This is a genomic window from Telmatobacter bradus (assembly GCF_048629425.1).
Lineage (GTDB): Bacteria > Acidobacteriota > Terriglobia > Terriglobales > Acidobacteriaceae > Telmatobacter > Telmatobacter bradus.
On sequence record NZ_CP184532.1, the window covers coordinates 2,475,889 to 2,497,274 of the forward strand.

Below are 21,386 nucleotides of genomic sequence, written 5' to 3' on the forward strand. Positions count from 1 at the left end.
CAGGGACATTCGGGGGCCCGGTGCAAACCGGGCTTTTTTTGTTTTTCTATCACGGTATTGGGGTCAGAACGCAGCGTCAGGACGCGGAGTCAGCGCCAAAGATGCGGCGGAAGAAATTGCCCACGCGCTGCAGGATGCCGGGCTTGCTTGCCGCCGGAGCAGGTTGGGGGCTGGCAGGAACCGCAGTCTTCTGCGTCTTGTCCTGAGCATTGTAGGCCAGTGGCTCCAGTGGCTCCAGCTTACCGCTGCTAGGCGAGGTGGCTGGCAATGGCTCCAGGCCTTCGCTCTGCGCCAGAGGAAATTCATTGCCTACATGCTCGCCCGGCGGGCAGCCGCAGTCTTCCTTGTCGTCCGAGACGCTTTCATGCAGGCTGCCGTGCTGGAAGACGATCTTTTCTCCGGCCTGCACCCGGTAGGCTCCGCCCTCAAAGAGGTTGGAAACCAGCACATAGGGGGCCTGCGTACCCACATTGTCAATACAGGTGTCGCCCTTTTCGCCCAGCCGCACCTTCAAAACCGCCGCGCCGGGTCCGCTGATCAGGATGCGGAAATCGGGAGTAAGCAGCACGTCGGAGTTGCGGCTGGCAGTGGTATTGGCCAGGCTCATTTCCAGTGCGCCGCGCTCGATGGCCACCAGCAGACCAGGCTCACCGGCCAGGCTTGTATCTACGGCCAGCTTGACGCTGGTAGTGGCGCACAGGCGCATCTCGCCACGCCGGGGCAGCTGCACCAGAGCCGCATCCTTGCCTGCGGTCACCGTACCGCTAGCGCCGATCATGGCTCGTCCGCCGTCCACTTCCAGCCCGCCGCTCACCTTGGGCCCAGCGCCGGGTGTTTTGCTGTTCAGAGAAATGATGGCGATGGGGCCGACCGAGACACTGCTCTGTGTTTGCGCAACGGAGGAGGCAGAGGCCGCCAACAGCAGGCCAGCCGTGGCAGTCAGAGCCGTGGTAGCCATAATGGATGCTTTCCTTCTCAAGTCACACAACCCCGTACGCATGGCCGTTATAAGTTCAGAAAATTGCGGATCATCTCGTGGCCATGCTCCGTCAGCACGCTCTCGGGATGGAATTGCACGCCCTCGATGGGCAGGGTTTTGTGACGCAGGCCCATGATGACCACCCCGGAAGCCTCGTGTGTCCGGGCCGTCACCTGCAGCTCGGCAGGCAGAGATTCTTCCCGCACTACCAGCGAGTGGTAGCGGGTACAGGTCAGGGGCGACGGAAGACCAGCGAAGATTCCCTTCGCGTCGTGCTCCACCGGGCTAACCTTGCCGTGCATCAGCTGGCGGGCACGCACCACCTCACCGCCGAAGGCCTCGCCAATGGCCTGATGGCCCAGGCAAACGCCAAAAATGGGCACCTTGCCGGCCATGTGCTTGATCAACGGGATCAGAATGCCGGCTTCACTGGGCGTGCAGGGGCCTGGCGAAAGCAGAATACGGTCGGGTTTGAGCGCCTCCACCTCTTCCGGCGTCAGCTCGTCGTTGCGGCGCACCACCACCTCAGCGCCCAGTTCTCCCAGGTACTGCACAAGGTTGTAGGTAAAGGAATCGTAATTATCGAGGACGAAAACCATTGTGAAGCCAGTGTAGCGCGTGCGGGCTGTTTTCTCATCTTTCTGGCACACGGAACTTGCTGATCTGCGACTATCGTCTGCGGGTGAAGGCATGGATTCCTGGCATTCTGTAATCTGCTTCCGGGTTGCATCCGACCCATCTGCTCTGCCACACTGAACGCGATGATTCTTCATTTTCTGGTCAATGGCCGTGTGCAGGGCGTGGGGTTTCGCTGGTTCGTGCAGCGGGAAGCCGCACAGCTTGATCTGCGCGGCTGGGTACGCAATACCGAAGCAGGGCAGGTTGAAGTGCTGGCCTCGGGTTCAAGCGAGGATCTGAACCTACTACGCCGCAGTCTGGAGCGCGGTCCTCGTGGCAGCCGCGTGGATCGCATCGAAGAAAAGATCATGGACGACAGCCATGCCGAGGGGCTGGGCAGCTTCCGCATCGATGGCGCGTGGTAGGCCACGGCACAGTTTCAAACCGCCCATCCCACAGTTCAGGCCGCAAATCGTATTTCTTCCTCTAAAATACGCAGGAAGAACATGAATACATTGGAAGACTCTTCCCCGAAGTCTGGCCACCAGATACTCTTTACACTTTTTCTGGCGACTCTGGCAGCGCTTCCTCCGCTGGCCACTGATCTTTATCTCTCCACGCTTTCTGTCATTGGCCACGCTCTGGACGTTACGCCGGAGGCTGCTGGCTACACGGTGAGCGTGTTCCTGGCTAGTTTTGCGGCCGCGCAGTTATTTTTTGGCCCGCTCTCTGACCGCATGGGTCGCCGCCCAGTGGGGCTGTTTGGCTGTGCCCTGTTTGCTCTGGGTGGTTTTGGCTGCATGCTGTCCAGTTCGCTGTCCATTCTGCTTCTCTGGCGCGCTCTGGAGGGTGTTGGAGCCGGTTCTGCGACCGTGCTGGCCTTTGCCATTGTTCGCGACCGCTTTGAAGGCAACCATGCCCGGGTAATGATTTCCTACGTGAGCGCCACGCAGGCTCTTGCACCCATGATTGCCCCCGTCTTCGGCAGCCTGCTGTTCAAGGTTGCTGGCTGGCGGATGCTGTTCGCCTTTCTGGGCTCGGCAGGCATTCTGCTTTTGCTGATCTTTCTTTTTGGATTTCGCGAATCGCTGCCAATTGAGCAACGCGCCGCCGCAGGCCTGACTGAACTGCGGAAGAGCTTTCAGCGCATCTTTGGAAGCCGCTCCGTGCTTGGGTACTGCCTGTTGAACGCCTTTATGCTGGCTTCGCTGCTAGCCTTCATCACCGGCTCTTCGTTCCTGTTTGTTGACCTTTTGGGCATGGGCCGCACCACCTACGGCTGGCTGCTGTTTCTGATTGCTTGCGGTTCCATGATCGGCTCATGGCTGAGCGGACTGCTGGGCACAGCCAGAGTTGGCCACGGCCGCATTCTGGCTGCTGGTCTGGCGCTGGCACTCCTGGCCACCTGCGGACTGCTCATACTCAGCCTTGCAGGATGCTTTAACGTTGCTACGGCCCTGCCGCTCACCATCCTGCTTACTATTGCCGTGGGTCTGACCATTCCCAACGCCGCGCATGGAGCGCTGGCTCCGCTGCAGGATGTGGCCGGTACCGCGGCGGCCGTCTTTGGCTGCATGGGCACACTCGGCGGAGCCATCTCCGCGGCCGTGGTCGCCTCCATGCCGCATATTTCGCCGCTGACGCTCTCGGCAATCATGGCTGGCTTTAGCGTGCTGGCCGTGCTGGACGCACTGCTTCTGGCGCGTCCCAAACTCTAGACAATCCCCATTGCTGCGCGCCCCATTGCACCGCGTTGCGCTTTATAATCCGAGAGTGGATGTTGAACCGCGTTTCCGCCTGTTCCTATTCCACAGAATGACCTTTACTGAGGAGCCGACGGTTCATGTCCGAAGCAATCAAGCCAAGCGATATTGAAAGCCTGAAGAAACTAGTCCGCACAGTGCCAGACTTCCCCAAGCCTGGAATTCTTTTTTACGACATCACCACCCTGCTCAAGGACAAGACTGGTTTTGCGCAGATGATCGATGCCTTTGCCTCGCACTACATCGAGCGCAAGGTCGATCTGGTTCTGGGCATTGAAGCCCGCGGCTTCATCTTTGGACCCGCGCTGGCCTACCGCCTGAATGCCGGCTTTGTGCCGGTGCGCAAGCCACGCAAACTGCCCGCGCCGGTGGCCCGCGTCACCTATGATCTGGAGTACGGCTCCGACACGCTGGAGATCCACAAGGACGCGATCCAGCCCGGCCAGAATGTGGTTCTGGTGGACGATCTGCTGGCCACCGGCGGCACCATGGAAGCCACCGTTAAGCTGGTAAACGAGCTGGGCGGCAAGATTGCCGGAATCGCTTTCGCCGTTGAGCTGGACTTTCTCAAGGGGCGCGAGCGCTTTCCCGAGCACGACGTCTTCAGCCTGCTGCACTACAGCGAGTAGCTTTGCCTGTCTGAGTCAGAAATCTGCAAAGAGAAAACCCTCCGGTTGTCTGGAGGGTTTTCTCTTTGTGCAATACGACCGGCTCTACTCTTGCACTTCAACCGGCTCGATGAGAGGAGCTTCTTCCTGGAAGCTCTGCGGATCGGCAAAGCGATAGCCCACGTAAACATCGGTGAGCAGATAGACGGGATTGGAAGCATCGTCTTCGATCTTCTTGCGCAGCTGCCGCACAAAGGTGCGCAGATATTCAACCTCTTCGCGGCAGTCTCCACCCCAGACGGCGGTCAGCAGCTTGGCGTAGGTGACCACGCGACCAGCACGCGACATCAGGCAGTGCAGAATGTCGAATTCCTTGCGGGTCAGGTGTACGGCCTCGTCCCGCTTGGTGACCACGCGCTTGACGGGGTCCAGACGAATTTCACCAATCACGATGGGCGCATCCTCGGCCCGCTCGGGAGCGCGCACACGGCGCACTGCAGTGCGGATGCGAGCGATGAGTTCGCGCACGCTGAAGGGCTTGGTCACGTAATCGTCGGCCCCAAGATCGAGCGCGGCCACCTTGTCTTCTTCCTGATCGCGCACGGTCAGCATCAGGATGGGCAAGCGGGGCGCAAAGGCGCGAATGCGACGCAGGGTTTCAATGCCGCCAATGCCGGGCATGTTCAGATCCAGCAGAACCACATCCACGCTGCCGGCGCGCAGCAACTGCAAAGCTTCCTCGCCCCGTGAGGCCTCGGAGACCTGAAAACCCAGCTCCAGCAACGGCGGGCGCAAAGCTCTGCGGATGGCAGATTCATCGTCCACAATTAGGATCCGGATGGCTGATTGATTCATTGCGTATTCCCCCTATGCTGTCTATCCGGGATCGAAGCGTAAAACGTCGTTCCCTCAACTTCTTCGCTGGTTACCCACACAAAACCACCGTGCAGAATGGCCACACGCTTGGCCACCGACAGGCCAATGCCAGTTCCCGGCGCACGATTGGCAAGCGAGGTTGATCGGTAATAGCGGTCAAAAATGCGCTCGCGATCTGCCATCGGAATCACTGGTCCAAAACTATGTACCGAGAGTATCACTTCAGCCTTGGCTCTTTCGGCGCGTACGGTGATGGTGGTGCCGTAGATCGAGTACTTGCAGGCGTTGTCAACGTACTGCGTCAGCAGCATCACCAGAAGCTGACGATCGCAGCTCATCGTCATCTCATCGTCATCGAGCACAAGTTCGACCTTCATGCTGGCAGTACGTTCGCGCAGGCTGGCCAAAACTTCTTCAATCAATGCGCCCACGCCGATGGGGGAAGCGTTGATCTTCACCTCGCCGCCGTCCAGCCGCGCCGTCGTCAGCAGGCGTGTGGTCAGCTCGTTCAGCACGGCGGTCTGCTCATCGATGAGCGAGACCAGATCGGCCTGCCCTGCCGAGAGCTTGCCCATCTCTGCCAGCCCCGTGCTGGCCGCGCGAATGGCCGTCAGCGGCGTTTTGTAGGCGTGCGCCAGACTATCAAGCACGGTAGCCCGCAACTGCTCGGTGCGCCGCTCGGTTTCAATGCGGCTTTCGTTGGCAAAGGCGCGATAGCGATCAAAGGTCATGGCGATCAGCGAGCTGATGGCGTTGTTGGTCAGCGGACTGGTTTCGCCGCGTACCACCAGGCTGCCAATGGGAACGGAGCCAAGCCGCACTACGCGCCGTCCTAGCCCCGTCTCCAGATCGTCATCATTGGTCTCAAAGTAGTAGACGTTCTGCGCCAACTCCTGCGGATCGATCTTCCAATAGCCGGCCTGATAGACGCGATGCAAATCGGCGTCAAAGACCGCTACGGCCTCCACCTCGAAGATGTCGTGAATCAGATCGGCCAGCTGTACACCGGGCTCCAGATGCTGGTTCAGTTGCAGCGTGCGGCGGGTAAAGTCGTAAAGCGAACGCATCTGTTCTTCGCGCTGCTCGGCCTCGCGGGCGTGATCGTGCACACGCGCTGAAAGTCTGCTGACAACCAGCGCCACCAGCACAAAAGCGAAGAAGGTAATTGTGTTGATCGGGTCCGAAGCCATCTGCAGTTCGGGCTTGCGGGTGATCAGCAGGCCGTGGGCCACCACCGCCGAGAGCGAAACAATCAGCGCCTGCCAGAAGCCGCTCAGCAAAGCGGTTGGCACTACGATCATCAGATAAAGCAGAAAAGCAACCGGAAGCAGCCATCCGAACCAGTGCGCCAAAAAAGCGAGCAGCACCACCGCCAGCACACCCAGCGCACACTCCAGAGAAAACAGCAACATCTTGAGCCCGGATCGAAACCGGTTACGGATTGCCCATGCGTTGCGCACGGGAAAGTAGATTTCAGCCATCTTTCCTAACCTACAACTGCGGATCTGGATTTGGCCAGATCCTGAGGAATTCAGATTGATTTTTTTGCGTGAATGCGCCGAAGGACAAGTTGAGTGTAACAGCTTCCCTTATGCGTTCTTCATCTGCCAAGGGGCGGAAACTCGTCGCTGTCAGACTGGTTGTGCCTGCAGATTCAATCACTTTTGTATCGTTGGAAGCGTGCTGAAATCAATACCCCTAAAAAACTTTTTTATTCCTCATAAGTTCTTTATGGTCTATGAGTGTAACTAGATTCAGATCAATTGAACACGCCGGTAAGAAAGCTTTATAAAAACAGGATTCAGTACCGGGTCGTTGCATAAATCCCGTTACACTTGAGTCCGCCGAGCGTATATGCCTCACCACTGATGTTCTCTTGTTTGTTCAGCCACCTTTCGGCTGATTCAATCCTTTGCTGCAGAACAATATTTTTTTGGAGGATTCGTGTTGATGCAAAAGACTTGGAATCGCGTTTTTCTGTCGCTGGCCGGTGTGGCCATGGGAACTGCTCTGACAGCAATGGCTCAGAGCCCAGCTCCGGCTCCAGCTGCTCCTGCGGCCCCTGCGGCAGACGCTCCAACTCCGCTCTCCACATTTGTTCTTACCGGCCCCCTGCAGTGGCTGCCGCCTGCCACTCTCGATGCGGGTCCGCTCGGCAAGGTTTCCGTGAACGGCATTCTGAGCGGCTACGGCCAGTTCCAGAACAACGCCGTCCCCGGCGACGACGTCAAGAACGCCACACTGACCAACGGTGAAATCTTCATCCAGAAGGCGGACGGAAAATACCAGTACTTTGTACAGGCCGGCACGTATGCCCTGCCCTCTCTCGGCACTCCTTTTATTGCCGCTGACAAGACGGTAAGCAATTTCTATGGCCCGGTTCCGGTGGCCTTCCTCAAGATTCCCACCGGCAAGAACACCTCTTTCCAGATCGGCCAGTTGCCGACGCTGATGGGCGCTGAGTCCACCTTCAGCTACCAGAACTTCAACGTGGAGCGCGGCCTGCTGTGGAACCAGGAGAATGCCATCAACCGCGGCATTCAGGTAAACCAGACAATCAACAAGTACCTCACCGCTTCGCTTAGCTGGAACGATGGTTACTACTCGGATCGCTACTCCTGGATCAGCAGTTCGGTTACCTTTACCAAGGGTCCGCACAGCCTGGTTTATGACGCGATGGGCAATGCCGGACACACGGCCTACCAGACCACAGCCACCCCGGTGCAGAACAACAGCCAGATGCATGTTGTGATCTACACCTACACCAAGGGACCGTGGATCGTGCAGCCGTACTACCAGTACAGCAACGTGCCCACGGACCCCAAGGTGGGCGTAACCAAGGGCGCATCCACCAACAGCGGTGCTCTGACGGTCAACCGTTCTTTCAAGTGCGGCTTTGCCCTTCCGCTGCGCTATGAGTACATTGCCACCAGCGGAAATGCCAACAATGGTGCGGTCAACCTGCTCTACGGCGCAGGCAGCTCGGCCACCAGCATTACGGCAACGCCTACCTACCAGAAGGGTGCGTTCTTTGTCCGCGGCGACGTTGCGTGGGTTCATGCTTCGGACTACACCTCGGGCGACGTCTTCGGCAAGAATGGCAACAACAACAACCAGACCCGTGGCGTGATTGAATTCGGCTACATCTTTGGCAATAACCTGAGCTCGAAGTAACTCAAACTCCGCGCGGGGCCATGTGTGCGGCCTCGTGAGCAACATCTGTACAGGACTCGAACAGCAGAGTGGACAGATTCCTCCAGGGGTCTGTCCACTCTGCTTTTATGCTTACTGACTTATATTTCCGCCCAAATTATTTTTTGCATCCTTATCCGTTCCTGATGCTGTTCTGGATAACTTCATGGTGTGGCAAGTTTGTACATTTTTTTGAAACATTGCGAACTGCCTCACAGATTGAATTCCGGAACCTCTACCGCTCAGGGACATCGCTTCAAACTGCTCGGCCAACAAACCGGACCTCACTCCTCGCATTGGATTTGCCGTAAGAATATCCCGGACCATCCCGGGAGCAGCCATACAAGAAAGACAACCTTAGGAGAATGCTCATGGCAGAACAAAAAGCACCTCAGATGCAGGCAACTCTCGGCCTTACCGGGCTGACCAGCAACGCAATGGCTCTCATCGCTCCCGGCGCATTCCTTTGGCTCACCTTCTATCTGCAGGCAACCACCGGCGTGACCGCACCGTCGATGTGGATTGGCATTCTGGCCGCACTGGTTCTCTGCTTGGCCACCGCCGTCGCCTACGCTGAAATCTCCAAGCTCTACCCCGGCACCGGCTCCAGCTACTACTACGCCGAGCAGGCCATGCTCAGCAAGGACAAGGGCTACAAGTACGCCCGTATCTCCAAGTTCATCGTCGGCTGGGGCTCGCACCTTTACTACTGGGTCTACCCCGGTGTGATGGTTGCCACCACCGGCATCTTTGTTGGCTACGTGGTCGGCTTCCTGTATCCGAACTTCATCAGTGGTTCGAACCCCGGACCGGTGTTCATGGCTCTGGTGGCCATCTGTTTCTCGTTCTTCGTGGCGTGGATTGCGCAGAAGGGCGCAGGCGCTTCGACGGCCGTCAACCTGGCCATCAACGTGATTCAGATCTCGGCCCTGATCGTCTTCAGTGTTCTGGCACTCGGTTATCGCACCAGCCATCCGACTGGCGCGGCGGCCTTCCAGTACGACGGCCAGAGCATGTCCACCTACACCTACCAGTTCGCCACGGACAAGACAGGCGCCACACTGCGTGACTCCAGCGGCGCTCCGCTGCCCCAGTTGGACGCAGCCGGCAAGCCGGTTCCCTTCACCATCTCCTACCCGACGACGGACGCCAGCGGCAACTTCCTGACGCACTCGAGCGCCGCTTCGGTAGTGAGCGCTCACAAGATCAGCTGGATCTTCATTCAGGCTACGGTAGCGATTCTCATCCTGGTTGGTTTCGAGTCAGTTACGGCAATGGGTGGCGAGGCTAAGAATCCAACCAAACACATTCCCATCGCAGTCATTGCATCGCTGCTGATTCAGGGCTTGTTCTGCTACCTGTTTGAGTACTTCGCAGCCAATTACTTCCTCAACTCCGGTTACACCATGGCCAGCGCCTCCACGTCGGCCGCGCCCATCGGCGACATGATGATCATCGTCGGCGACGGACTGCTCGGTCAGGGCCATGGCAAGTACTTTATGCTGGCAGAAGCCTTCACCGTCTTCCTGGCGCTGATCGGCACCACGCTGAGCTGCATGAACACCGGCGCCCGCGTCACCTACGCCATGGGCAAGGACGATGAGGCTCCCGAGCACTTCGGCGTGTTGAACGCCAAGTCACTCACGCCGCGCCGCGCCATCTGGACGCTGGCTGTGATCTCGGCCGTCATCGGTGTGGTGGCTGTCTCGGTGGCCTTCGGCGATGCCGGCGCTCCCACCGATGCTTCCATCGCTGCGCTGCCGCATGGCATCTTCTCCAGCTTTGGCTACACCACGCATGACAAGATGGCGGCGTTGCCCAACACTCTGCTGATGGTCACGCTCACCTCCAACTTCGGCACCTTCATTCTGTATGCACTCAGCTGTTTCCTGTGCATCGTGGCTTACTACAAGCGCGCCGATTTCAGCTTCGTCAAGCACATGCTCATCCCGGGCTTCGGTCTGCTGGCCAACCTGACCTGCATGGCCTTCTACGTGATCGCCCCGGCATTCGGCTTGGGCACCACCAAGGAACCGTTGCTGGCACTGGCAATCTCCTTTGTCTGGGGCCTGTACGGCGCCATCTACTTCCTGAGAAGCTCCAAGGCCAAGGGCAAGGCGATCCTGCTCGAAGCCAAGTAACACTTTTTCGCAACCGCCTCTGGGTGGCCTCTGTTTCGAACTCTTCCCGGGTTCCAGACGAGGCCACCCATTGGCTTTTTCCGTTTTATGTTTCACAATGCCAACATAGGCTCGTGTTTCCAGGGTCACGAATCAAAACCCAAGGCGATGCCCCCATGTTAGACATTCTCTTCGGTCAGCACAGCGATTTTGGCAAGGTCCGCACCAACAACGAAGACTCCATGGGAGCATTCATTCCCAAGTCGCGGGCCCAGGGCCGCTCGCACGGCTTCCTGTTTGCCGTAGCGGACGGCGTGGGCGGCATGGATCTGGGCGAAGTGGCCAGCGCCAAGGCCGTGCAGGTGATGACGGAAGGCTTTGCCCAGGCGCAAGCTGGCACCATGCTCACCAACCTGATGCCCAAGCTGGTGGAAATGGCCAACATTGCTGTACATGACGCCTCCCTGCTGCCCGAGTATCACGGCCACAAAATGGCCACCACCCTCGTCTCGCTTGCCTTGCGTTACGATCAGGCCGTAGTCACGCATGTGGGAGATTCGCGTTGCTATCTGGTGCGCAACGGCGTCGCCCGCCAAATCACGCAGGACCACACCTGGGTCAACGAACAGCGCAAGCTGGGCCTGATGAACGCGCAGGAAGCGGCGGAATCGGAATCGCGTCACGTGCTCATCCGCTCCATTGGGCCTGAAATGTTTGTTGCGCCCGACACCACGGCGCACACCATTCAGCCCGATGATGTTTTTGTGCTCTGCACCGACGGTCTGCACGACGAGATGAAGGAAGAAGAGATTGCCCGCATCGTCACGCAGAAAAAGCCCGCAGAAGAGTTGGTGCGCGAGTTGGTGGCGCGGGCAATAGAAATCGACGGCGGCGACAACACCACTGCCCAGGTGATTCGCGTGCGTGACATCGAGCAGGTGGGCATGTATCGCGGCCGCCCCTATCGCCTGCCCTCTGCGTAAGCATCAGCACAGAATATGAAACAACCGGGCTGCAGAGAGTGAGAAAACCCTCTGCAGCCCGAAGTCATTCCAGCAGAAATCTTCCTCCGCTGTTTCCATCCATCAGAAGCGAATATGTACGCCCCCCTGCAATTGGCGGGCGCTGTTTTGTTGTGAGCTGACCATGCCAAAACTGCTGGAGGTTGGCGAAACGTTCGGTGCACCGAACTGTGGGTGATTGAACGCGTTGAACGCGTCCACGCGGGGCTGAATCACGATGTTGTTGTGAATCGTGAAGTCCTTGAGAATTGAAAAATCAAAGTTGTTTGTGCTGTCGGCACGCAACGCATATCCAGGAAACGTGCGGTAATTCCAGGATGTGGGCTGCACTGCCTGTGCTTTGGTGGACGCATTCACGTATGTGCGCGTGTCAAAAACCGAGGTGTTGAAGCTGGACGTCTTCCAGTTGTGCGCGTGGCTCTTGAAGTCATGCCAGTTTCCGTTATAGATCACATTGCCCCACGCAACCGGGGTGCCCGAAAGGTACTGGTAAATCGTGGTAACTTCCCAGCCACCAATCGCATTGCCCAGGCGCGAATCAGAAAAATACTTCTGTCCCCTGCCAAACGGCAGCTTGTACATGCCGATGAACGTCGCGTGATTTGGATAATCCGACGTCGTCTCGCCATACGAAAGCTTATCGCCGTAGTTGAGGCGGTTCATGAATCCCAGCAGACGTGAGTGTTCGTAATTGAAGTGGAATTCAAAGCCATTCGACATGCGCTTGGCAACCTGGATCAGAAGTCCTTCGAAGCTGGAACTCTGTTCAGGAATGCCTTGTTCCACCAGTTGTTCGTACTCGGGATAGTTCAGCAACAGGCTGCTCAAGGTAATCGTCGATTTGGTGTTCAGCTTGTGTGTATTGGCCACATAGACGCCATCGCTGTTGGTCAGCCCCGGCATCGTTCCCAGGAAGGGGTTTTTTACTGTAGTGCTGCTCATCGTAGTAGAAATAGCTGCTGCATCGTAGCCGTACTGGCTATGAACCAGGTACGGCAGGTACGAGGCCAGACTGATATTTTTACTGTCCAAATCATGAATTCCATGCGACCCCAGGTAGCCAACCTCAAGCAGCCAACTGTTGCCAAACTGCTTCTGGATATCCAGGTCCCACTTTTCCACGTAGGGCATCTTCAACTGAGCGGCATAATCGATGTCGCTGCCCAGCTTGGTATTGATGCCACAATAGGTTCCACAGTTAGCGCCGGGAACTGTCAGAATTGGATTGTAATTTGATTTGCTGGAATCAGTCGGAAAGGGATCGTCCCAGGTGGTTGCAGGCGTCAGATTGTTGTCCGTTGACAGCACCATACTGGAAGCCTGCGTGTAGTTATACCAAATGCCGTCATACAGGCCTTGCGAGCTGGACCAGTCGCCTATCGGATTGATGTAGACGCCGCCGCCGCCGCGAATGGTCAGCTTCTGGTGACCGAATTCCGGCGACCACGCAAAGCCGACGCGCGGACTCGGATAGAGCGCCGCCGTCGTAAACGGGCTGCGCGCACCGTCATGCGCAAACTCCACGTTGCCGGTCGGATTGAAGGCGCTGGGGGACAGATACGAACTGGGGCTGGCCGCATAGGCCGTCTCGGCAGCCGCCGTCGTTGCGTTCGCGAGATTCGGAATCCAGGTCGTCGACATTCTGTTTTGGCCTTCGACAAACGGCGTCGTGTGCTCCAGGCGCAGGCCGAGGCTCAAGGTAAGATTCGGCGTCGCCTTCCAGTCGTCCTGGGCAAAGCCGGCAAAATACCAGTTGTCGTACTGAAAGTCCGTATCGTAGCTGATTGATCCGTCCGTGGGAAGACCAAGTGCAAAGAGCGCGAAGGCTCCGCCAAATGTCTGCGCTGTTTTCTCCCCGGCCACATTGGGTGACTGGGTCACGAATCCACCCGACGATGACTGAAAGACAAACGAACCAGCGGCCGTAGCCTGATCGAGCGGAGCATTCGTGGTCGAGTTCTTGGCGGTCCGGATATCGGCTCCAAACTTGAAGGAATGGTTCTTCCAGGTCTTATTCAAGCTGGTGTAGAACTGTACGGAGTCGTAATACTCGTAGCCGGATACATCCGAGTTCATCGCGCTCAACTGCGGCGTACTGGCCGTGTCTTCGAAGGTGATTTCCGGAATGGCTGTAATCTGCGAGTTCTGCTGCAAATAAGGAGTAAAGCCCATGGTTGTTGAGCTTGTGCCATAACTGGTTGGTTCGCTGTGCGTACCCGAACGCGTGAAGCTTAAGCGCGACTCAAGATTCATCGAGGACGAGAAATTATGTACATCGCTCAACTGGCCGCCCTCGAAGAGCTCCATTTCGTCGGTTCCGGTCAGGATGTTTTGGAAGATGTTCCCGTATTTGATGTCGTTGCGGCTGCGGTGAATATCGACAAAGATCTTGTTCTTGGTGCTCAGGTTGTAATCGATACGCAGTTGGTTCGAAAGATAACGGTTGGTGATCGGCGCATTGGCGTTGTAGTTGTTCTGGCCATCGGCCGTCGTGCTCGGACCGTTGTAATTCGGCGAAGGCATCATCTTCAAATACTGTTGGGCGATTGGATCCACCGACAGGCCGGCATTGGAAAGCTTGTTCCCGGGAATGGTTGTGCGTGTGATATGGCCGGAAACCGGATCTAGCGTTCCACCCCAGGGGTTGTAGAGCTGGCCGTTGGCATCGTTCAGCAACGCGGAAAAATCGCCATTCTTCTCGGCGTCCGTCGGAACTGAAGTGATCGTCGACGTGGAGGAGTTCTGCCTAAACCCTTCCAGCGAATAGAAGAAAAACAGCTTGTCGTGGCCGTGGTAAAGATGAGGCAAATTGATCGGGCCGCCAAAGGTTCCACCAAACTGATGATAGTGCGTGGAAAGCACCGGGGTAGCAACATAGTGCGCCACGGCAGTCAATGGGCGGGAGCCCTCATAATACTCGGACGTGGTTCCATGGTACTGATTGGTGCCGGACTTGGTGGTGATGTTCACAAAACCACCCGAGGTATCGCCCATCGCGGCATTGGCGGTGAAAATATCCACCTTGACCGTGTCAACCGCATCCAGTTCAGGGCTGAAACCATTGTTGCGGGACGAATCCGACATGTTCGGAGCGCCATTCATCAGCAGCTCATTGGATGCGGCAAAACCACCGCCTACGGAAAAGTCGTAGGTAGTTTGCCCGTTGAAGGGCTCGGTCACACTGACGGCGTGTTTGTCCTTGGAAATAACACCGAATTCCATGTGCGCAAATCCGAGTGGCGCGCGCCCATTGCTCGGCAAATCCTGAATCTCTTCTCCCTGTAATTCGTCGCTCATTGAAGCCGTACTGATATCGATCATGGGGGTGCCACCGTAGACGGTTACATCCTCACTGGCCGCGCCAATGTCCAAAAGAATTTTCTCCTGAACAATTGACCCTGTACGCAATTCCAGCCCCTGATGTACATATGTTTTGAAGCCCGTTAGTTCAGCTTTGACTTCATACATGCCGGGCATCAGAAGTGGCACGTTATAGACACCGCGCTCATTCGAAAGAACCTCGGTCACCGCTCCTGTATCTTGATTGCGAATTGTAATCCTGGCCTGCGGCACAATCGCCCCGGTCTTGTCCGTCACTAGCCCAGTCAATGTTGAACGCGTTTCCTGCGACCAACCTGCGACCACGAGTAGACATAGAATCGAGACTGCCAACAATTTTTTTCTCATCATGGCTCACTCTTTTTCCGGTTGTTTTTTATTCCGCTTTTGAAAGCGACAAAACCTTAGGACAAGAGAAATATTGGGTCAACGTGATATTTGTTTTATTTTTTTGGAAATTATCAGTCTTTTATAATTATTCTTTGTTCTTAAACAATTAGCGTCCTACCCCGCGGAACTTTTCCGCCCTTCACATACCGCCATATGGAATCATATTTTCCCGCTCCCGACACAGACTTGATGATCGCAGTAACTTTAATTGCCATAAAATGAACCTGATAGCTGCGATAGAGAGATTCCTGCCCGACTATTTTTGGCGCTCCAGGGAAAGATCGGTACCTGCGCCATGAGTAGACCTATTCTCACTCCCATGCGGCCGTTGACGTCAGCGCCAAAACGGGGTCCGCATCCTGCACGCTGGCCCTAAATTGCCTGTAACTGTATTCACCGGAAACTTTCTGCAAAACCATTACGGTTTCTTTAGCCTTTTTTTGCGATTGTGATCAGAGCTACTGTACTTTCCATTTATCTGCCAAAGCGACCACGGAGCACGCATTCAACATGGGATTTCACGACTCACTCGAAGCCGGTTCTCAGCTGGATTTTTATCGCATCGAATCTCCCGTGGCCCGCAGCGGCATGGCCTCGATCTATCGCGCCACTGACAGCCGCGACGGCAAAACGGTCGCGCTCAAGGTGCCGCATCCTGACCTGGAAGCCGATCCTATCCTCTACGACCGCTTCAAGCGCGAGAGCGACATCGGAGAAAAGCTGAACCATCCCGCCGTGATGCATGTGTATGGCGACGAAAAGCGCTCCCGCGTGTACATGGTGATGGAATGGTGCGAAGGCCGGTTGCTGCGCACCATTCTCGATGAGGAGCGCATCAGCGAAGAACGCGCCTTGCGCATCCTCATCAAGGTACTGGAGGCGCTCGAGTACATCCACCAGAACGGCGTCGTCCACCGCGACCTGAAGCCCGAGAACATCATGGTGAACGAAGCCGAAGGCGACGCTATCAAACTCATTGACTTTGGCATTGCCGGAGACAGCGAAGCCCGCCGCCTGACCTACGCCAACTTTACTGCCACGCTGGGCACACCCAACTACATTGCTCCGGAGCAGGTAAAGGGCAAGCGCGGCGACGCCCGCACCGATATTTATGCCATGGGAATCATCCTCTATGAGATGCTGACCGGCAAGTTGCCCTTCTACGGCATGAACCCGATGGAGGCCATGAACGACCGGTTGCTGAACTATCCGATGCCTCCAGCGCTGATCAACCCCTTGGTTTCTCCTCAAATGCAGGAGGTCATCTATCGGGCTCTGGAGCGCGATCCCAAGAACCGGTACGCTTCAGCACGCCAGTTCATGAGCGATCTGGAGAATCTGGACCAGGTGGGGGTGGAAGACCGCGAGGAGCTACGCAACTGGCAGAAGCGCAAATCGCACAATCTAAGGAAGATGCTCTACTACGCTGGACTCGCGATGATTCCCGTGGCCATTCTGTTGCTGATGATGCTTGCGGCCCGTCATCGCTGAGGGAAAAACGTTTTCCTCAGCGAATCTTCATGAAATCTTTATTTCTAAATCTATAGATTAAGTACAAGTTTAATTTGTACCGAAGGAGACCCATGGCAAAGTACAAACTGGAGTACATCTGGCTTGATGGCAAGTCGCCCATCCCCGAGCTGCGTGGCAAGACCACGATCAAGTCTTTTGACAAGGAACCGACCCTGGAAGATCTGCCGCTGTGGGGCTTTGACGGCAGCTCGACCGAGCAGGCCGAAGGCAAGAGCTCGGACTGTATCCTGAAGCCGGTTCGTCTGTACCCCGACGCCGGTCGCAAGGACGCTTTCATCGTTCTGAGCGAAGTTCTGCTTCCTGATGGCACCCCGCACCCGACCAACCAGCGCGCCAAGATCTCCAATGATCCTGACTTCTGGGCTGGCTTTGAGCAGGAGTACTTCCTCTATGAGGATGGTCGTCCGCTCGGCTTCCCCGCGGAAGGCTTTCCTGCTCCGCAGGGTCCGTACTATTGCGGCGTAGGCCACAAGTACATGGGCTCGGTTGCCCGCGAGATCGTCGAGGAGCACCTTGAGCTTTGCCTTGCCGCTGGTATCAACCACGAAGGCATCAACGCCGAGGTTGCCAAGGGTCAGTGGGAATTCCAGATCTTTGCCAAGGGTTCCACCACCGCTGCCGATGACGTCTGGGTTGCCCGCTACCTGCTGATGCGCCTCTGCGAACAGTACGGCGTGGATGTGGAATGGCATTGCAAGCCGATCAAGGGCGATTGGAATGGCTCCGGCATGCACACCAACTTCTCCACCAAGCAGCTGCGTGAAGTCGGTGGCAAGGAGTACTTCGAGGCCCTGATGGCTGCCTTCAGCAAGAATGTTGCCGCGCACATCGCCGTTTATGGCCCGGACAACCACCTCCGCCTGACCGGCAAGCACGAGACCGCTCCCATCGACCAGTTCCGTTACGGTCTGTCGGATCGCGGCGCTTCGATCCGCATGCCTGTAAACTTCATCAAGAATGGCTACAAGGGCTATCTGGAAGATCGTCGCCCGAACTCTGAGGCCGATCCGTACCAGATCGTTGCCCAGGTTCTGAAGACGATCGCCAGCGTTCCCGTAAAGTAATTGTCGTTCCGGTTGTAAGGTTTTTTGCAGTAAAAGTATCAGTTGTACTTATCGTTCATAGTAGGAAGAAGAGGCCCGGATGCTGCAGCGTCCGGGCCTTTTTGCGTAAAATAAAGCACTTGCAGGCTGGAAGAAGAAAATTCATGCTGCCCGTCCACGGTTCAAGACGCTGGGTAAAACAAATCAATAACCCAAGCGCCCGGGTTTGTAGTACTCTGCCTACATGCCAACCGTCTTGCGATGGGGAAGCTTTCGCGCTGTCATTTACCCCAACGATCATCGACCGGCACACGTTCATGTTACTGGACAGGGGGAGCAATGCCATCTTCGAGCTGAACTGCCCGGCGGGGCTAGTGAGTCTGCGAGAAAACTACGGCTTTCCGGAACATCAAATCAGCAAGATTGCCGCAGAACTGGAAAGACACATTGCCGTGTCATGTGAAGCATGGGGGCAAATACATGATCAGCCATGAAGAATATCTGGAAGCCACACGACGTGGAGAAGAAATGTGCGCCATAACGCCACGCGCAGTCAGCGCACGCTATGACCGCCGCATCGGACGCGTGGTAATCCGGCTGAACACCGGACTGGATATTGCCTTTTCGCCAAAAAACGCACAGGGACTGGAGACAGCAACCTGGCAGCAATTGCAAGAGATCGAGATTGATGGAGGAGGCTTCGGCATTCACTTCCCTGCACTGGACGCTGACCTCCACATTCCATCTCTGCTGGAAGGTTTTTTCGGCTCGAAAAAGTGGATGGCAGCGCGTCTGGGCGCAGAGGGTGGCAAAGTTCGCAGCGATGCGAAGGCAAATGCCGCCCGGAAAAATGGCATTCTGGGCGGCAGGCCCAGAAAATCAGCATCTGCAGCCTGAACAACGCGATGAGCACGGGCAGTGATTCTTCTGCCTCCGAATGACTGCCGAAATCGATGACCGGACTACATGCCTGGAAAAACAATGGAGACAGACCTTTCAGGCCTGCCGCCTTGTTCTGCGCTGATTTTTGCCTACAAATTGCTGTTGCCCGGCTGGCGGACGAGGGAGAGGAACTCGGCGCGAGTCTCTTTTTCGCGGAATGTGCCCAGCATGGCATGGGTCACCGTGGACGAGCTCTGCTTCTCGATGCCGCGCATCATCATGCAGAGGTGGCGGGCTTCAATCACCACGCCCACGCCCTGCGGATGGATGGCTTCATCGATGGCCTCGGCAATCTGCTGGGTCAGGCGCTCCTGCACCTGCAGACGGCGAGCAAAGACCTCGATCAGACGCGGAATCTTGCTTAGGCCCGTGACCTTACCGTTGGGCATGTAGGCCACATGGACGCGCCCGAAGAAGGGCAGCAGATGATGCTCGCAGAGGGAGAACATCTCAATGTCCCGGACCACGACCATCTCGTTATAGTCCACATCAAAGAGCGCGCCGCGCAGAATCTTGACCGGATCCTGATCATAACCCTTGGTCAAAAAGTCCATCGACTTGGCCATCCGCTCAGGGGTACGCAGCAGGCCGTCGCGGTCCGGGTCTTCGCCCAGGCGGCTCAACAGCTCGCGGTAGATCTCTTCGGTCGAGAATCCGCCCAGACCGTCCTCAACGGTCCTGCGAATCGGCTTGCTCACTGCGATGGAGTGCGCCATGTCTTTTCCTTTTTAGCACTCGGGGCTCACTGTGCCGGAACCCTTCAGCATGATGCGGCGAGACGAACTCACCGGCTGGCTAGAGCAAATTCGGAATTTGCTTTATCTCAAAAAAGTTGTTCTCCGTCTCCTCCACGCGCACCCGGTCGAGCATTCCCTCGGGCAGCGCGTTCAGAAGCAGATCGTACACGACGCGGCAAAGATTCTCCGTCGTCGGAACCTGGCGGGCAAAGGCCACATCCAGATTCAGGTTGGCATGATCAAACCGCTCCAGAACCTGAGCGCGAACCGCCGCATCCAGATCCACCAGATTCATCACCATGCCGGTAGCCGCGTCCACCGGGCCTCCCACCACAACTTCCACCACGTAGTTGTGGCCGTGGCCATGCGGATTATTGCACTTGCCGTAAGCCGTGCGGTTCTCTTCCGCGCTCAGCGCTGCAGCATGCAGCCTGTGACTGGCGGAAAACATGTACCGCCGGCCAAAGTACGCCCTCATGCTTCCCCCCGGTACTCGGCAAAGATCTCGGGCGTTTCATAGATGCGCACCCGGCGCAGCCTCACCCGCTCACTCACCGCTGGCTGCAGCCTGTGCCATGCCGCCAGAGCGATATTCTCGGTGGTGGGAACCGTGGTGCGAAAGTCCTCCGTCTCCAGGTTCAGATGGCGGTGGTCCCAGGCATCGAGTACCTCGCGCTCCAGTACGTCCTTGAGCCACTTCAGATCAACCACAAAACCCGTTACCGGGTCCGGCTCGCCTGCCACCGTCACTTCCAGCGTGTAGTTGTGGCCGTGGCCATTGCGATTGGCGCAGCGCCCGAAGACTGCGGCATTCTGCTCCGCCGTCCAGGCCTCGTTCCAGTAGTAGTGCGCCGCCGCAAAAGTAGCCCGCCTCGTCAGCTCGATCATTCAGCCCTCACAGGAACAGATGCCTGAAGTGCCCCGCAGGCTTCAAGGAATGCGCCTACGAATCTGAACAAATTGAAGTTTTGCGCTGGATCCCCACTCCATTCCAATTCAGGCGCCGTAGGAGCGTCCCTTCCAGCTTACCCGCTTCACAATCTTGTGCTGAAACCAGCTGCGGTACAAGAGTACGACAAACAGGGGCAAACCGAGCGGCGTCAACAGACAATCCACCAACGGAAAGTTCGATTTGGCCACCCGCGCATAGAAGCGGATTAAGGTACGCACCCACAACACGGCCAACACCAATCCCGCGCTGAGCCACTGCATGGAGTGCTGCATCAGGCGCGCATTCCACAGAAGTGCCGCCAATACCGGCAGTCCAAAGAGAAGAAAAAAGTCCAGCGCGCGCCAAAGGGCGAGCGTCAGCGTGTTGTTGAACAGCAGCGCAAGATTCTTGGTCCAGCCTTCGGCCATGGCCGCCGTGGTGCGATACATGCGAGTGCTCACGGCGTCATCGGCGTAGCGGAAGCGCAGGCCAATGCGCCGCTTTTTAGCCATAAAGGCCAGCTCCACGTCTTCCAGCACCGAGCTGGCCACGCTTGCGTGGCCGCCCAGACGGCGATAAGCCTCACGCTCCACCAGAAGAAATTGCCCGTTGGCGGCGGCAAGGTTGTGCTGCGCGGGGTCAGAGACCTTGGCGGGCGGATAAGAGATGGCCAGCTCACAAAAAACCAGCGGCATCAACGAGCGCTGCGCAAAGCCGGTGACGATCTGCCGGGGCGAATAGCTGAGCATACCGGCCTTGTGCCGCTTAGCCTCATGCATGGCGCGGTGCAGATTGCCGGGCTCATGGATCGTGTCCGCATCGATAAAGAGCAGCCAGCGGCCACGGGCCTGGCGAGCCGCCGTCCAAAGAGCATTGGCCTTGCCCGTCCAGCCTTTTTCGAGCTTGGGGGCTTCCAGCACCGTTACGCCAGCAAAGGAACGGGCAACCTCGGCAGTGCGATCGGTCGAGTGGTCGTCCACCACGATCAGTTCCCAATCCTTGCCGAGCGCAAAAACGTCCTCCGACTGTGCGACCAGCGACTGTAGACAGTCCCCGAGGCAGTCCTGCTCATTGCGCGCCGGCACAATCACAGTGAGCTCCATCAGCTCGGCAGGCTCTGGCTGGTCAAAGACCGCCCCTTCGAGCGCCTTGCCCACCCAGGCACGCCAATCCTGCGGCTCTGCGCCCGGCTCGTCGCTCAGGCCCAGTACGGGCTTGAATCCGCTGGCCTTTTTCAGTTCTGTCTCATTCTCTTCCGTGCTCATGGGGGTTTCACCTTTCGCTCAAGGGGCT

Annotated in this window: 18 protein-coding genes; 9 read left to right on the forward strand and 9 right to left on the reverse strand. The window is 57.1% G+C overall.

Annotated features, from left to right (window positions below):
* Positions 1–76: 76 nt before the first annotated feature.
* Complete coding sequence (locus ACOBR2_RS10360) at positions 77–958, reverse strand: hypothetical protein (protein ID WP_420239937.1); 882 nt, start codon at positions 956–958, stop codon at positions 77–79.
* 47 nt (positions 959–1,005) lie between these two features.
* Complete coding sequence (locus ACOBR2_RS10365; protein ID WP_420239938.1) at positions 1,006–1,578, reverse strand: anthranilate synthase component II; 573 nt, start codon at positions 1,576–1,578, stop codon at positions 1,006–1,008.
* A gap of 162 nt (positions 1,579–1,740) precedes the next feature.
* On the opposite strand from ACOBR2_RS10365, the gene ACOBR2_RS10370 reads away from it, so the two are divergent.
* From ACOBR2_RS10370 to ACOBR2_RS10380, 3 genes are all read left to right on the forward strand, one after another.
* Entirely contained in the window at positions 1,741–2,022 is a 282-nt protein-coding gene (locus ACOBR2_RS10370) for an acylphosphatase (RefSeq protein WP_420239939.1), read from the forward strand.
* Between the two features lie 81 nt (positions 2,023–2,103).
* Positions 2,104–3,315 (forward strand): multidrug effflux MFS transporter, encoded by a 1,212-nt coding sequence (locus ACOBR2_RS10375; protein ID WP_420239940.1) that lies wholly within the window; start codon positions 2,104–2,106, stop codon positions 3,313–3,315.
* A gap of 125 nt (positions 3,316–3,440) precedes the next feature.
* On the forward strand, positions 3,441–3,989 hold the full coding sequence (locus tag ACOBR2_RS10380; RefSeq protein ID WP_420239941.1) for an adenine phosphoribosyltransferase: 549 nt from the start codon (positions 3,441–3,443) through the stop codon (positions 3,987–3,989).
* An 84-nt stretch (positions 3,990–4,073) separates the two neighbouring features.
* Here the strand turns inward: ACOBR2_RS10380 and ACOBR2_RS10385 are convergent, their stop codons facing one another.
* Together ACOBR2_RS10385 and ACOBR2_RS10390 are read right to left on the reverse strand one after the other, a co-directional pair.
* A complete protein-coding gene (locus ACOBR2_RS10385) occupies positions 4,074–4,823 on the reverse strand; it encodes a response regulator transcription factor (RefSeq protein WP_420239942.1) in 750 nt (249 codons plus the stop codon).
* A complete protein-coding gene (locus ACOBR2_RS10390) occupies positions 4,820–6,325 on the reverse strand; it encodes a sensor histidine kinase (protein ID WP_420239943.1) in 1,506 nt (501 codons plus the stop codon). The genes ACOBR2_RS10385 and ACOBR2_RS10390 overlap by 4 nt, the downstream gene beginning before the upstream one ends.
* Positions 6,326–6,794: 469 nt before the next feature.
* Here ACOBR2_RS10390 and ACOBR2_RS10395 point away from each other — a divergent pair, with 469 nt between their 5' ends.
* From ACOBR2_RS10395 to ACOBR2_RS10405, 3 genes are all read left to right on the forward strand, one after another.
* A complete protein-coding gene (locus ACOBR2_RS10395) occupies positions 6,795–8,018 on the forward strand; it encodes an outer membrane beta-barrel protein (protein WP_420239944.1) in 1,224 nt (407 codons plus the stop codon).
* Positions 8,019–8,407: 389 nt separating this feature from the next.
* Positions 8,408–10,177: an APC family permease gene (locus ACOBR2_RS10400; RefSeq protein ID WP_420239945.1), complete on the forward strand. Its 1,770-nt coding sequence runs from the start codon at positions 8,408–8,410 to the stop codon at positions 10,175–10,177.
* A gap of 155 nt (positions 10,178–10,332) precedes the next feature.
* A complete protein-coding gene (locus tag ACOBR2_RS10405; RefSeq protein WP_420239946.1) occupies positions 10,333–11,139 on the forward strand; it encodes a PP2C family protein-serine/threonine phosphatase in 807 nt (268 codons plus the stop codon).
* Between the two features lie 102 nt (positions 11,140–11,241).
* On the opposite strand, the gene ACOBR2_RS10410 is transcribed toward ACOBR2_RS10405, so the two are convergent.
* Complete coding sequence (locus ACOBR2_RS10410) at positions 11,242–14,868, reverse strand: carboxypeptidase regulatory-like domain-containing protein (protein ID WP_420239947.1); 3,627 nt, start codon at positions 14,866–14,868, stop codon at positions 11,242–11,244.
* Between the two features lie 549 nt (positions 14,869–15,417).
* On the opposite strand from ACOBR2_RS10410, the gene ACOBR2_RS10415 reads away from it, so the two are divergent.
* From ACOBR2_RS10415 to ACOBR2_RS10425, 3 genes are all read left to right on the forward strand, one after another.
* Positions 15,418–16,398, forward strand: a complete 981-nt coding sequence (locus tag ACOBR2_RS10415) for a serine/threonine-protein kinase (protein WP_420239948.1) — start codon at positions 15,418–15,420, stop codon at positions 16,396–16,398.
* Between the two features lie 92 nt (positions 16,399–16,490).
* The gene (locus ACOBR2_RS10420; RefSeq protein ID WP_420239949.1) at positions 16,491–17,504 is read left to right on the forward strand and encodes a glutamine synthetase beta-grasp domain-containing protein; all 1,014 of its coding nucleotides are present in this window, start codon (positions 16,491–16,493) and stop codon (positions 17,502–17,504) included.
* 459 nt (positions 17,505–17,963) lie between these two features.
* Positions 17,964–18,380 (forward strand): DUF2442 domain-containing protein, encoded by a 417-nt coding sequence (locus ACOBR2_RS10425; protein ID WP_420239950.1) that lies wholly within the window; start codon positions 17,964–17,966, stop codon positions 18,378–18,380.
* 134 nt (positions 18,381–18,514) lie between these two features.
* On the opposite strand, the gene folE is transcribed toward ACOBR2_RS10425, so the two are convergent.
* The 4 genes from folE to ACOBR2_RS10445 form a co-directional block, all read right to left on the reverse strand.
* Positions 18,515–19,141, reverse strand: coding sequence for a GTP cyclohydrolase I FolE (gene folE, locus ACOBR2_RS10430; protein WP_420239951.1), 627 nt, complete (start codon positions 19,139–19,141; stop codon positions 18,515–18,517).
* A 79-nt stretch (positions 19,142–19,220) separates the two neighbouring features.
* Complete coding sequence (locus tag ACOBR2_RS10435; RefSeq protein WP_420239952.1) at positions 19,221–19,640, reverse strand: 6-carboxytetrahydropterin synthase; 420 nt, start codon at positions 19,638–19,640, stop codon at positions 19,221–19,223.
* Positions 19,637–20,050, reverse strand: a complete 414-nt coding sequence (locus ACOBR2_RS10440; protein ID WP_420239953.1) for a 6-pyruvoyl trahydropterin synthase family protein — start codon at positions 20,048–20,050, stop codon at positions 19,637–19,639. The genes ACOBR2_RS10435 and ACOBR2_RS10440 overlap by 4 nt, the downstream gene beginning before the upstream one ends.
* Before the next feature lie 108 nt (positions 20,051–20,158).
* Complete coding sequence (locus tag ACOBR2_RS10445) at positions 20,159–21,358, reverse strand: glycosyltransferase (RefSeq protein WP_420239954.1); 1,200 nt, start codon at positions 21,356–21,358, stop codon at positions 20,159–20,161.
* Between the last annotated feature and the right edge of the window lie 28 nt (positions 21,359–21,386).